Below are 13,881 nucleotides of genomic sequence, written 5' to 3'. Positions count from 1 at the left end.
TAAAACTAGCTCCCAAAGATACTACTACGGCTTTGAGTTTAAATGGAGTGAGAGGTTTAAAGCCAAAAAAGCTTTTTCTTTTTTTTATGAGTAAAAAAATAGTAAGTAAAAAAGTAAAAACACCATACACTCTTATAGGAGAGTAGTACTTTAGTTTGTGAAAATAAGAGTTTATTAGGAGTCCTTTTTGAACTTTTCTAAATCTTCTTTTGTAGCAAGTCCAAGTTCGTCTATAACCTCTTTAAGAGCAGATTTGAGTTTCTTTTTGAACAACTCCTCCTCTACTTTTCCTTTCTCTTCTATAGAGTCTAAAAAACTTTTAGCATCGGAGGTTTTTAGCTTACCTTCTTCTTCAAGTTTTTTTACTTCCGCTTCGACTTTTTCTTTAAGAACAACTACCGCTCCGATACCTGTATAAATTAAATCTTTAAACATTTTTCACCCTTTAAAGTAATTTTTTTATATCTTCTTCTATATCTTTAGGAGTAATCGATGGAGCATAGCGTTTGAGAACTTTTCCATCTTTATCTACTAAGAACTTTGTAAAATTCCATTTTATAGTATCTACTAAAAAACCTTCACCTTTCTCTTTTAGATGTGTGTAAAGAGGATGGGTATTCTCTCCGTTAACATCTATTTTAGAAAACATGTCGAACTCCACACCGAAGCTACTCATACAGAAGTTTTTAATCTCTTCTTCAGTGCCTGGCTCTTGTGAGAGGAATTGGTTACATGGAAAACCAAGTATACTAAGGCCCTCTGATGCATACTTCTCATGAAGTTCTTGTAGTCCGGCATACTGTCCTGTATAGCCACATTTACTTGCTACATTGACTATAAGCATAACTTTACCTTTATACTTAGAAAGGCTGATCTCATTTTTATCAATGTCTTTAACTTTTATATCATATATGCTCATAGTATCTCCCGCTAAAAGTGACATACTTAGGAGTAAAATTATCCATAAATATTTCATCTTTTTCCTTCTAGTAATTTCTGTGTTATTAAATGCCGAAAATTAAACATCGACCTTAGTTCATATTGTATAAAAAAATTAAATAAAGAGCCTAAAAAACCAAAAGGCAAAGTATATTCTACAACATCTTTAAGTTCACAAATATTTTCATCTACTTGTGTAAAGATATGTGAATGCCTCCAAGATTTAAAGGGTGACTTCATAGCGACATCTACGAGTAAGTTTGGTGCATCCATCTTGTCAATTTTAACTTCCCAAATGATAGGAAGAAAATTTTTAACTGTTTTAAGACGGAGTATAGCGCCCTCTTTTGGCACAAAGCCTTCATTCAAAAGAGTTACTTTTATTCCCTTTGGGCTTATCGCTTTAAGATTTTTCATATCAAGATGAAAATCATATAGTTTTTTAAGCGAACACTCAATAAGTGAAGTTTTCTCGTAAATTCTCATCCTTGACCCCTTATATGCTGAGTAGTATATAAGACTTCCATATCTCTTGGTAGTACTTTTTTGTCACTTCATTATAAAGTTTAAATAAACACTACTTAAACTTTAATCTAACTATCTTCTTCCTTATCATCATATATAGTAAATACTGGTGCAAAGCCCATCAGAAGAAGCTTTTTATCAAGAGCTTTTGCATCAAAACCACTTCTCCTTATTGATGAAAGTAGTTTGATTTGTTGTTCTCTACTTAGTCCCGCCATCTCCAGCTCAAATTCTACTTCTTCTATAGTCATAATCTGTTCCTTTACTTATTTATATCTACCAAATTTCAGCATATTCTTGCTTACTTAACTTCACCAGTTCTAGTTCTTCTAAAAAGTTATAAAGCTCTTGCCACCTTTTAGAATCTGATTTTATATCTTTATCAAATCTTGGGAGAGTATCTAATATAATTTTATCCATCAGCTCCGACTTATCTTCTTTAGAGTAGTCATAGTAGATTGACTGTGCTTCTAAAGGGCTTTTTTGAATATACTTTGACATCTCATTTGTAACTTCTATAAACTTACAAAGGGCCTCACCCTTTTCATCTATAGTAGTCTGTGTGCTCATAAATTCTAATGCCGAGAAATTAGGATACGGAGATTCAAATTGATCTATAAATAAGTTCTCAAAACCTTCCATTTCCGCTTCTATACCTTCAAAGTTATAAAAACATAGCCATGCACCATCAAAGCTTTCATCTTTTTTCATGTTGTTAATATGCCAAAAGTCAGTCTCAACGAACTCTACATTTTCTCTATCTATAGTAAATCCATGCTTTTGTGCATAGCGTTTAATAATTTCAAAGCCTATTTTATTTGTAGTAGGGTTTGATGCTGGTGTTGTTATTTTTATTTTGCCGTTAGCTTTTAGTTTTTCAACTCTATCAGCACGTATCATAACACCACCACGAGTTTCAAAGAAACATCCAAGTGATTTTAGTCCATCAAAGTGATGCTCATACAAGTGTAGGGGCTCATTACAATGAATGTCAATACTTCCTGCTTTCAAGTCTTCAAAGCCATCATAATGTTCTGTAGGTTGTATAATTTCTACATCTAGTCCAGCTTCTTTATACTTACCTGTCACAACTCCGGCTACCATTGGTAAATGATCTGGGTTTAAAAACCACTCTAGTCCTATTTTAATATTCATTATAAATCTCCATATGTTTTTTGTAGTGAGATTGTAACTTCAATATAAATCTATTCGTAGAGTTTATTTGTCAGTTAATATATTTGAGACTATTTACAGTGCTCCAGTTTGCTCTGTCCAAAAAAGTTTATCTTGTGTATACCCAAGTTCAGGAAGTTTATTTAGAATAGTAGATCTCAATTCACTGCTTATACTATTTGTACGAGATAGTATCCATAAATATTCACGAGACGGATCTCCTATGAGAGCATACTCATAATCCTCTCCAAGCATTAAAATCCAGTAATTCCCATAAAATGGTCTAAAAAAGCTGACCTTTAGTTTTGAGTTACTTGCATCAGTTGCATAAGCAACACCATTTGCACTAGAGAGTTTTCCTTCTTTTATACATTCGTTAAGTACATTTATATTGCCATCATCTTTAAGAGAATAAGTCGCTCTTGCATCACTACACCCTTTTTCAAAAAAATGCTCATACCGAGCTATCTCATACCAAGTACCAAGATATGAGTTTATATCCACCTTTTCTACAGTTTTAAGTGGCTCGTATTGAGTAGTAGAACACCCAAAGAAAAATAGTGGTAATAATGATAAAATCCATAAACGCATGATAGCTCCTTTTATTATTTACAGTATAACAAAAAAAAATGCTTATTCATAGTAGTAAATATAAAAGTTGATTTAGAAGATATAGGCTATTCTCACACTAACTCCAAGAGAAGAATCTATAGAATTACTCTGTAGTTCATTTCCACTTTTAGAGTAAATGATAAAGTTGCGTTTAATACCATATAGGACATCTGTTTCTATGTTGAATTTTTCATTGATTTCATATGAAAGACCAAGGTTACTCATATAATCTTCTGCTTCTATGAAACCTGACTCTTCTATAACACTTGTGTTACTTAAACGAATTACAGACTGAGAAAAAACTATACCAAAACGTAATAATGCCGCCTCATTTACATGATACCCAACATAAGTTCTAGGAAATCCGAGTATAAACTTGAATCCATCACTCTGTCTCGCTCGGTAACTATAACTAATAACGGGTAGTGCCAGTGTTGATATAGGATGATAGTTTGCAAATGCTCCAAACTGGATAGCATGTTCATCATCAAGCTTGTAAGAAGCAAAACTAAAAAGTCCCCCTCCATAAGAATCAGAGTGCTCTTTTTCAAATGTCGATTTAACAGAAACCGAAGTCAATATAAATAGCTTATCATTTACAAAGTATGGAATATTAGCATTAAGTTTAAAACTATGCATCTGTTTTATAGGACTGTTTGTGCCATTTCCAAAAGGTAAACTAGCTAGATTATTCCATCCAAAGGCCCAATTAGTATAACTAAATCCAGCAATTGCATTATTTATACCTATGCGATTTTTCCTTACATTAACACTACCTTCATAGCCATTAAGGGTAGCATCACTCAAGTAAGCTGAAGAAAAAGAAACTTTGGGCTGTATCATCTTTTCTAATCCAGCTTTTTTTAGAGGAGCCTCAGCATATAAAAAAAGTTGACCCAACAGTGTACAAAGTAGTAAAAATTTCATCTAATATCTCCTAATAATCCAATTATATAATAATACAAAAGCTATTCATATATCTTTTGTGCTTACTCATGTTAACTTATACTTTTTGAGCTTTAAAAATTTCTATAGCTTTTTTAGCAGCTTCCTTATGGTTTACCATAGGTTTTGGATAGTTTAAAATATTTTGTTCTAACAAGTACTCTTCTTTATGAAGATATTTTGCTTCTATATTTCGAAGTTCTTCTACATAATATTTTATGTAAACGCCATCTTTATCAAACTTTTTACTCTGTAAGTAAGGATTAAAAACACGGAAGTAAGGTTGTGAATCAACTCCTGTTCCTGCACTCCACTGCCAAGACAAGACATTACTTGCTTTATCATAATCGAGGAGATGTTTTGCAAAAAAAGCCTCTCCCCACTGCCAAGGGAGGAGTAAATCTTTTGTAAAAAACGAAGCTACAACCATACGAACACGATTGTGCATACTTCCGGTTTTAAGTAACTCTCTCACCCCTGCATCAACTATAGGAAACCCAGTTTTAGCCTCACAAAAAGTTTTAAACATCGGTTTATTTTCAATACCGTTAAAAGAGTACTTATAGTTTTCATTCTCAATAGGGGAAAAATGAAATAGTAGATAAGCATAAAAATCTCTAAAGATAAGCTGTCTTATAAATGGCTCGATATCTAAATGAGAATTTTCAAATAAAACTCGTAAAATTTCTCTTATACTCATAGTTCCAAAACGCAAATCTACACTCAAGTTTGAACCTACATCACTCTCTAAAAAATCTCTTTTTTCTTTATAACTATTAATATTTGTAGTAAAAGTTCGAAGTTTTTCATATGGGTCTATAATTGTTAATGCCACTTCTTCAAATCCGATACTGTGAAGTTCAAAGGAACTACTGAGTAATTCTAATTTTTCATCTATGTGCATTATTCTCTCATACTCTTCATCAACTAGAGTATGTTTTTGTAAAGGAAGTTCTTTTATGTTTTTAGAGTCTAATATTTTTCTGGCTTTTTTATAAAATGGGGTAAAAACAAGATAAGTCGAACCATTATCTTTAAGAACTTCCTTGTGTTTAAATATATAAGTGTCTTGGATATAGCGAAAGTGAATTTTATGCGATATCTCTAAATCTCTTTGCTTGGCATAAGCATCATAATCACCAGATGCCACAACCTCGTCAAAATCTTTTTCTATGAGATACTCAAACACATCCAATGGTTTCCCGTAAAAAACTTTTAGGTCTAACCCTAGCTCTTTTAGTTGTTGCTTGAGTTTTTGAACATAAAAAAATATAAACGAGACTCTTTTATCATTTTTTTCAAGTGAAGATAAAATATTAGTATCAAAAATAAATATAGGTAATACTTCACCACCAAGAGATAAAAGAGGATTATCTTTAACTCTTAAGTCTCTCCTAAACCACAGTATTCGTCTCATTTTACACTTTTGATATCTGAACGCAGTGCTAACTCTTTTGGATATGGATGTATAAACTTCTGCCCTAGCAGGTACTCTACATCATATTTTTTCGCATAGATATAGAGTGTACTTAGTGGAACTATCACTGGAATTATTTTACTTGCACAGTCATCTATCTGCTCATGTAGCATCTTTTTTTCATCTGAGTCTAAAAAGTTCTTTAAAAAACCGGCCATGTGTTCTAGTACATTTCGTGTCTTTCCTACACTGCTCTTTTTCGATATAGCTATTTTAAAATGCTTCTCATATTCATTTAATGTTCCTTCAAAATCTTTTCCATCATGACTACCAACAATTTTACCAAGTTCCCTATAACTTTTTTCATCCTTAGACTGGAGTAAAAACTTATAAGATTGGTGAAATACTACTAAGCTTTTCATCTCTGCATTCTCTTTGAAGTTTTCAAACTCATCATATGCAAAAAGTTGCATCACAAAATTTTCTCTTAACCATGGGTCACACAAACGTCCCTCTTCTTCCATTGGAAGATAAGGAAATGCTTCTTTACACAAACCTGCAAAAACACCATCATCTTTGCCCTCTGCAAAACCATTTGGAAGATAAACTTTTGAGCTACTCATTCCACATGTTGGAGATTTTGACTTAAAGATAATAGCACGAAGGTCTTTGCTATTTATCTTCTCTAGCTCCTGATTAGACTTTGCTAAGAGTTCTGCTGTAAGATTGTCACCCGTTTTATTTGAGATGATATTTAACTTCTCATCCTCTTTTACCATTCTAATAGATGGTCGAGGAGAACCAAAAGCAAGATTCTCAGGACAAAACGATATATACTCTGAATAAGCACTTAACTCATCCATAACGAAGTCGTCGCGTTTATGCCCTTTGTCAAACCTTATTTTTTCGCCTAATAGGCATCCTGAGACTGCTATTTTCATTATATTGACTTTTCTCCTGCTATTTTATGGTTTATAGGGCCTGGACCATTGCCAATGTTTGGAGCAGACTCTATTGCTAGGTTGATGAACTCTTTAGCTCTTTTTATAGAAGCTTCAAGTGAATAGCCAAGTGCAATGTTCGCAGTTATAGCACTAGAGTATGAACATCCTGTTCCATGAAGGTTGGTCGTCTCTAGGTATGGCGTTTGTATTGCTACTACTTTATAACCTAGAAAGAGTTGATCGAGACTTACTTTTCCATCTACTGTATCTACTACATGGTTTTTAACTAAAACTGCTGTAGGAGCATTGGTAATACTTTTTAAAGAGTTATCATTACCATACTCATATCCAAAGAGTGCCTCAGCCTCATATCTATTTGGTGTTAGAACTGTTGCAAATTCAAAGAGTTCTTTCATAGCCTCAACTGCATCTTCTTTTAAAAGAGGTGAACCTGCTTTTGAGATAAACACAGGGTCTAAAACTATTGGCATCTTTAAATCTTTTATAGCCCCTTTTACAACCTCTATAATCTCTTTAGAGTAAAGCATTCCTATCTTTATAGCAGCTACATCAAAGTCTTTAAGTACAGCACTAATTTGCTCTTTGACAAATGATGGACTTACCTCTTGGATATCTGTTACACCTGTAGTATTTTGAGCCGTTAAAACTGTTAAAGCTGAAGTTCCAAAAAGTCCAAATGCCTCAAATGTTTTTAAATCAGCTTGAATACCAGCCCCACCACTAGAATCTGAACCCGCTATTGTTAGTACTACTTTCATTTCTATTCCTTGTAAAATTTAGCATAAAATTTTGACTTCTCTTTTATGTCTTCACTTCTCCAAATATCACTTACTAATGATACCATATCTGGTTTATGCTCCATTACTTCTACTATATTATCTTTAGAAATTCCACCGATAGCACATACTGGAATATTAAGTTCAGCTCTTGCGTTACTTAAAATCTTCAAGTCTACTATATTAGCATTTGGTTTTGTAGGGGAAGTATAAAATGAACCAAACGCCACATAGTCAACTCCTTCTTCTTGCATACTCTTAGCTAAAGGAATATCTCCATAACAAGACACTCCAAGGTATCCTGAAAATTTCTCTCGTATCTCTTTTACTCTATGGTGATCACTTTTTCCTATATGCAGCCCACTTAAGCCTAGTTCTATTGCAAGCTCTACCTTGTCATTTAAAACAAAAATTGCATTGTACTCTTTACATAAATTTTCTAGTTCTATAGCTTTTTGTTTAATCTCATCAAGTGAACTTACTTTATCTCGTAGCTGTACAATCTTTGCACCACCTCTAAGTGAATCTGTAACTTGTTCTATTAGGCTAGCATTGGGGGTTAAAAGATCGTCTGTAATTACATACAATCCTTGTAATTTATTTAAATTCATTTGAAAATTCCTATAATGTTTTATTTGTATGTATTTTATTGGATTTAAAGAGTTGTTTGTATGTTTATTTTGTCACTTGGTGTATAAAAATATTATGGAATAATATAAATAGATAAGCTTTTAAGGCCTTGTATTTTTAATTAGCTCTTATGTTTGAAATAAAAAGCATTCAAAAAGTTATCTGATATAATAAAGTTTCACAATATCACGAAGCTGTTTCATCGATACAATCCTCATTACTAACACCTCTGTAAATAAATTTACAAAGAGTGTATTTGTATTTAGAAAATATCCCTTTCTAAAATTATATAAGTTGACGGTTTTGAGACCAAAGTTTCCGAATCATTTCCTTCATCACTTTCCGAACTCAAGTATCATAGTTGTCCGATTTCCTCCGTTTTTTTGCAGGTCTGATTAGGTACTTTGAATAAAGGCTTAAATTAAGGAAACTTCTGGAATAAATTTTGATAGGTAATAGCCTTGAATATAATCGATATTGAGTTTTTTAATAATTTGAAGTTCTTCTTCTGTTTCAATATTTTTAGCAACTGTTGTTACCTTCATACTGTTAGCTAAGTTCTGTATAGAAGAAACAATTTTTAATGCTTTTTGATTTGAGTCAATGTTATGGGTTAGTTTTGCATCTAGTTTCAAACTACTAATATTCATATTTAAAAGATAGTCATACGATGAGAATCCACTTCCAAAGCTATCAATAGCTAGTTTTATACCTAAACTTTGAAGTTCATTAGCTCTTTGGTTTATCATGCTAAAGTCCAAGGTCTCTTCATACTCAAGTAGCTCAATCGTTAGTCTTTGGGCTAAGTTCTTAGTAATATCGAATTTTTTTATGATATATACAATAAGTTCTTCATTAAAAAGGTCTTCTACTTCAAGGTTAATACTGATTTTTATATCTTTTGAACTTAGTGTATCATAGGCAAAGTCTATGACTCGTTTAGATAAGTGAGTGTATATCTGTGTGTGACGTACACTTGGAAGAAACTGCGCAGGATTTATAATTTCATTACTGGTATTATACATTCTTAAAAGAAGTTCATAACTATCAATTTTCATTGTTTTAGCTAAATAAATAGGTTGGTATACACAGAAGAATTTATTTAAATCAAGTGCATCTCGTACATCACAAATTTGAAGTTGAGCATCTACATTTCCTTCTTCAAGACACTGTATATAAACTTCTACTCTATTTCTACCTAGTTGTTTAGCTTGATATAGCCCTAAGTCTGCAATCTTCACAACATGCTCAAATGTCTTAGAATCCTGAGGAAAAGGGTTCAGTCCCATAGATATAGTTATATTTAGCTGACATTGGTCAAGTGAAATTGGTTCTTTCTTTACTGCTTCTCGTATGCGGTTTGCTAAGTCAAGAGAAGTTTCAAGGTCGTTTTCACTATTTGAGATAAGAAGTATAAACTCTTCTCCTCCATAGCGAATAAGGATATCTTGTTTCCTGATAGCCGACTTTATTCTCGCTGAAACAGTACTAAGAACAATGTCACCTGCATCGTGACCATATATATCATTCACTTTTTTAAAATGGTCTAAGTCCATAATAAGTACTTGAAAGTCACCAACAGGATACTTTTGTAAAAGTTCATGCAGATACTGTCTATTAAACATACCTGTGAGTGGATCTATGAAACTTTTTTTACGATGAGTATAGTATATGACAAGTTGTAAAAATGCACTAATAAGCATAACTATAATAAATACGGCACTATAAAGGTAGATGTTTTCAAGAGGGATTAAAGTTTTGTTCACTTTTAAGTACTCAGCATGACTAAAGTCGATTCCAAGAAGTGCAACTGTTTTTTCATTTCGAATGATTGGGAAAACCATTGTTATCCAAAGCTTGTCTATTTCTGCTTGAGCAGTTACTTCTGACTTCTGAGAACTTGCAGCTTTGAGCCAAATATCTTTTTGAGGATAAAAACGCTGAGAAAATTCCCCTTTTTCATCTATATCTTTTGTTGTGTCAATCAGATAACGAAGTTTAGAATTATTATCTATATATAATAGATACAAGTATTGGACTTCAGAGTCCTTAATGAGCGAAAGAGAAGTCTCAGCTTTACGTCGAAGTGAAGTGTTATCCTTTAAAACTTTTATATAGTCACTACCAAACTCATCAGTTAAATAGTCCGTATAAATACTTAAAAGTTCATCTTTTTTATCCAACATACTCTGTTGCACTATTTTAATGATTTCTTTTTTGGTATCTGCAAACTGAGTGTAAAGGTAAGAGGCACTAAGACCTAGAAGAGGAAAGAGAAATAGTAATATCGTAAAGGTTCTTCCATAATGTACGATAAAACGCATTTATTCTATAAACTCTTGTAGTGCATGAGGTAGTTTTATCTTTTTACTATCTAGTTGTTGGCGTTTAAAGACGATGTTAGGTCTACCTTTTTGCCAAAAGAAAGCACCAAGTACATACACTTTTTTAAGGTGTCTATATCGTGTTCCAAAGATTATTTTTTTCTCGCATCCTGCATCTATTGTTTTTTTTGTTACGATAACAATATCAGCTTTTTGACAAGAACTTACTAGTGAAAACTTATCTGTATCAAGTTCTAATGATGGAATATGTACATCTATGTAGACGCTGGGTTTAACTTTCTTTGAAAGAGCAGCAAAGAATGTTTCATAGATTTTTTTCTCTATCTGGATATCACTTGCACTACTGACAATACTTAAGAGGAGAATAAGAAGTAATTTAATCAAAATAAGTACTCCATTCCAATCCAAAGTTTACGGTCGTAAATAGAAGTATCGATTCTTGTACTACCATCTATGTAGGTTCGTTTTTCACCATTGTCAAAAACATTAACAGCTTTGATTTGAGCACTAAAGTCTTTTGTTGTACGGTACTTAAGACCAAGTGTGTAGTCAAAGCTACTATCCCCACCATATGCTGGTACAACTACCCAAAGTTCATTTAGAACATCTAGTTTTCCAAATGTATTTAGAGAACGAAGTAAACTACTTACGAGTTGAGCAGGATCATTGTTGTATACACTATCAGAACTACTATAGTTTAAGTTGAACTCAAACTTGTCTTTTTGTGAGTAGTAATATGTGAATTCATAACTTGATGTAATGATGTCAAGACTTTTTTCACTATTTCTTGGTTTTATATTTGTTCCATTTGGATCTTGTCTACCAGGAATAGGGTAGTCTTGTAAGTTTGCATAGGTAAATATAAAGTTATTAATAGTGTTATATGACTTAAATGTTAACTCCTGTGCAAAGGAGTAATAGCTTTCAGATTTTAAGTTAACATTACTTTGACCTGCAGAGATAAGTGTGTAAGGTTCTGCTGCAAAAGACTGTGCAGAAAGAGTTGTTTTAGCAGAAAACTTTTCAACTGTGTAGTTGTATCCTAGTCTAAGTTGAAGATTGTTTGGTGCGTTTACATCACCATTTCTTTGATAAAACTGATTCATTAAAGAGAGACTTAGAATATTGTTCTCATTAATTGAGTATAGGTCTTGAAGGTATAATGAAAAAATATTTTCTGAATCATATGCTTGAGTAAATCCATCTAGAGGTTTGTCATTAAAAGTTCTCTCAGTGATGTCAAAGTATTTGTATCTGTATTGTAAACCAACTGTTACTTCATTGTCACTAAGATTCCACTTCTTTTGAAGTCTAAGAGTAAGACCTTCTTCTTTAACTTTATTATTTGCTGTCAGGTCTGTAATGTTTAAGTCAGGTAAATTAAAATTTTGATCATATACAGAGTCTATATTTACATAAGAAAAATCAAATGTTAAGGAGTCATCTAGAAACTTAGAGTGTGTAGAAACACTTATGCAAGAATACTCTAGATCATTTTCTTTAACTTGTGCATTCTCAAAGGTACCCATAAAAGCATCATTTTTACTCTGCACAGCGTGTAGTTCAACAGAGTGGTTTTCATTTGCAAGTGAGCCATAAAACCTAGTACGGTGTTGATCTCTTCCTAGTGTTCCACCTTTGTAGTCATAGGCATCTCTATTATTTGAATAATCACCTAAGTATGCAAAATAATTAAAATCTTCAAAGCTATCAGTATAGTAAGTACTAAGTACACTTGAACTATTATCACTACCCATAAGTTTGACTTTTCCACCTTCATCATGAGTTGCATCTTTAGTATATAGACGGATTACTACAGTTGCAGGTTCAACGCCAAACTCAAAGCTTGGAAAACCAGTATATATTTCAACATGGTCAATAAACTCTAGTTCCATATCGCCAAAGTATATAAAACCACTACCATGAAGAGGGGAACTTAGTTCATGGTTATTAAGATAAAGACGAATTCCCTTTGAGTTGTTTGAGTAAGAATCAAAGTTTAAAAGGTCACTTTGAGCACGTCTACTTTCAGAATATGAAAAATAACGTAAAGACTTTAGAAGGTCCTTTAGAGTTAATGCTTGCATTCTTTCTAAGTCATCTCTTGTATAGACAATAAGATTTCCGGCATTTTCATTTTTTGTTTTATTTGAGAGTTCTGAGGCTTTTACATAGTCCTGAATTAAGGAATTTATGTCATCTGCTTGAAGAGATAAAAGAGTCAAAAGGATTAAAACAATTTTAAACAATAGTTCAGTCCTTCTGTATTTTTTTTGGAATTATGACTAGTTGTTGCTTTAACTGACATTAATTTAAGCTATATTATGTAAGAATAGTAATATAACTATGTATAGGAATAAATTATGTATAAAACTTTTATGATCTCACTTTTAAGCTTATTACTCTTTACTGGGTGTAACTTTAACGAAGAAGCAGAAGATGCTCCTGTTACTATCTCTGATGTTGATTTAGCTTACTCTGCAATCGGTATAACTTATGTATGCTCATCTGGTATCGTGGCATACACTGATAGTAGTGGAGTCTTTAGTTGTAATAAAAGCGATAACGTAACGGTATATTTAGGTTCCAATGAGATTATCACTATTAGTGATAAAGGTGACCTTATAACACCGTACGACTTGTTTGAAGGTGATAGTGAAGCTGCACTAAATTATGTAAGGCTTTTAGAAGTTTTAGATACAAACAATGGTGCAAATGGGGCACTAGAGTTAGATGAAGAAGCACTTGAAAAATTACCTAATGACTTAGACTTTTCATCAGTTACATTTGAACAAGAAGTTGAATCAATTCTTCAGACACAACTTATCACGAGAACAGAAGCTCAAGAAAAGTTAAATACCGAAGTAGTGAATGCAGGAGGAACTATCCCTAATGGAAGTAATCAACCTGTTGGGGTTATCACAGAGAGTGTTAGTGGTACATTAGTAAGTGTTAATGCATCACTAAGTAGTGATGCTGATAATGATTCCTTAACATACCAATGGGATTTGAAGTCACCTGATGGAAGTACTGCAGTTTTGAGTTCGACTACAGCTGAAGTTGTAACATTTGTGACAGACAAGTCAGGAATATACACTGTAAGTTTAATAGTAAATGATTCAAATATAGACTCAGTTTTAGTAACAAAAAATATTGACATTGCTCCAACACAAATATTTCCTCCTGTTTCGGATGCTGGTGTTACTCAGAGTGTTTTAACAAATTTACCTGTTACTCTTGATGGAACATTGAGTAATCCAAATGGTGCGGCAATTACTTATAACTGGGATATAGTATTTCAACCTGCAAATAGTAGCATTGTACTCTCTGATGAGTCATTACCTAAACCTACATTTACTCCACTAAAAGGAGGTCAATACATATTTGATTTGAATGTATCTAATGTTAATGGCTCTTCAGTTGATAGGGTAATCATTAATGTAACTAGTACAAATTTAGCTCCAGTAGCAAACGCAGGAACTAATCAAAATGTATCTACTCCATCTCCAGTTACACTCGATGGTAGTTCAAGTTCTGATGCTAATAGTGATACT

At 32.7% G+C, this 13,881-nt stretch carries 15 protein-coding genes; 1 reads left to right on the top strand and 14 read right to left on the bottom strand.

Features of this window, described 5'->3' with window-relative positions:
• Positions 1–174: 174 nt before the first annotated feature.
• The 14 genes from HOG88_RS06040 to HOG88_RS05975 form a co-directional block, all read right to left on the bottom strand.
• A complete protein-coding gene (locus tag HOG88_RS06040) occupies positions 175–435 on the bottom strand; it encodes a hypothetical protein (protein ID WP_295004240.1) in 261 nt (86 codons plus the stop codon).
• 10 nt (positions 436–445) lie between these two features.
• Positions 446–919, bottom strand: coding sequence for a glutathione peroxidase (locus HOG88_RS06035; RefSeq protein ID WP_295004242.1), 474 nt, complete (start codon positions 917–919; stop codon positions 446–448).
• Positions 920–972: 53 nt separating this feature from the next.
• A complete protein-coding gene (locus HOG88_RS06030; RefSeq protein ID WP_295004238.1) occupies positions 973–1,425 on the bottom strand; it encodes an SRPBCC family protein in 453 nt (150 codons plus the stop codon).
• Between the two features lie 107 nt (positions 1,426–1,532).
• Positions 1,533–1,715, bottom strand: coding sequence for a hypothetical protein (locus HOG88_RS06025; RefSeq protein WP_295004236.1), 183 nt, complete (start codon positions 1,713–1,715; stop codon positions 1,533–1,535).
• A 25-nt stretch (positions 1,716–1,740) separates the two neighbouring features.
• Positions 1,741–2,619, bottom strand: coding sequence for an ABC transporter substrate-binding protein (locus tag HOG88_RS06020; protein ID WP_295004234.1), 879 nt, complete (start codon positions 2,617–2,619; stop codon positions 1,741–1,743).
• A 93-nt stretch (positions 2,620–2,712) separates the two neighbouring features.
• Positions 2,713–3,228: a lipocalin family protein gene (locus HOG88_RS06015; protein WP_295004233.1), complete on the bottom strand. Its 516-nt coding sequence runs from the start codon at positions 3,226–3,228 to the stop codon at positions 2,713–2,715.
• A 72-nt stretch (positions 3,229–3,300) separates the two neighbouring features.
• Positions 3,301–4,176, bottom strand: coding sequence for a hypothetical protein (locus HOG88_RS06010; RefSeq protein ID WP_295004231.1), 876 nt, complete (start codon positions 4,174–4,176; stop codon positions 3,301–3,303).
• A gap of 76 nt (positions 4,177–4,252) precedes the next feature.
• The gene (locus HOG88_RS06005) at positions 4,253–5,611 is read right to left on the bottom strand and encodes a deoxyribodipyrimidine photo-lyase (RefSeq protein WP_295004229.1); all 1,359 of its coding nucleotides are present in this window, start codon (positions 5,609–5,611) and stop codon (positions 4,253–4,255) included.
• Entirely contained in the window at positions 5,608–6,552 is a 945-nt protein-coding gene (locus HOG88_RS06000) for a DUF523 and DUF1722 domain-containing protein (RefSeq protein WP_295004227.1), read from the bottom strand. Before HOG88_RS06000 ends, HOG88_RS06005 begins: the two co-directional genes overlap by 4 nt.
• Positions 6,552–7,334 carry a bifunctional hydroxymethylpyrimidine kinase/phosphomethylpyrimidine kinase gene (thiD, locus tag HOG88_RS05995; protein WP_295004225.1) on the bottom strand — a complete coding sequence of 261 codons (783 nt, stop codon included), beginning with the start codon at positions 7,332–7,334 and terminating at the stop codon, positions 6,552–6,554. Before thiD ends, HOG88_RS06000 begins: the two co-directional genes overlap by 1 nt.
• Before the next feature lie 2 nt (positions 7,335–7,336).
• Positions 7,337–7,963: a thiamine phosphate synthase gene (gene thiE / locus HOG88_RS05990; RefSeq protein WP_295004223.1), complete on the bottom strand. Its 627-nt coding sequence runs from the start codon at positions 7,961–7,963 to the stop codon at positions 7,337–7,339.
• 435 nt (positions 7,964–8,398) lie between these two features.
• Positions 8,399–10,306: a bifunctional diguanylate cyclase/phosphodiesterase gene (locus tag HOG88_RS05985; RefSeq protein ID WP_295004221.1), complete on the bottom strand. Its 1,908-nt coding sequence runs from the start codon at positions 10,304–10,306 to the stop codon at positions 8,399–8,401.
• Positions 10,307–10,711 carry a hypothetical protein gene (locus HOG88_RS05980; RefSeq protein WP_295004219.1) on the bottom strand — a complete coding sequence of 135 codons (405 nt, stop codon included), beginning with the start codon at positions 10,709–10,711 and terminating at the stop codon, positions 10,307–10,309.
• On the bottom strand, positions 10,708–12,576 hold the full coding sequence (locus HOG88_RS05975) for a TonB-dependent siderophore receptor (protein WP_295004217.1): 1,869 nt from the start codon (positions 12,574–12,576) through the stop codon (positions 10,708–10,710). Before HOG88_RS05975 ends, HOG88_RS05980 begins: the two co-directional genes overlap by 4 nt.
• A gap of 114 nt (positions 12,577–12,690) precedes the next feature.
• On the opposite strand from HOG88_RS05975, the gene HOG88_RS05970 reads away from it, so the two are divergent.
• The coding region (locus HOG88_RS05970) for a PKD domain-containing protein (protein WP_295004215.1) at positions 12,691–13,881 on the top strand (1,191 nt) is incomplete at its 3' end.

The organism is Sulfurimonas sp., assembly GCF_018698455.1.
Taxonomy (GTDB): domain Bacteria; phylum Campylobacterota; class Campylobacteria; order Campylobacterales; family Sulfurimonadaceae; genus Sulfurimonas.
Note: the sequence above shows the minus strand (reverse complement) of the source record. Positions and strands in the feature narration are given on the sequence as shown.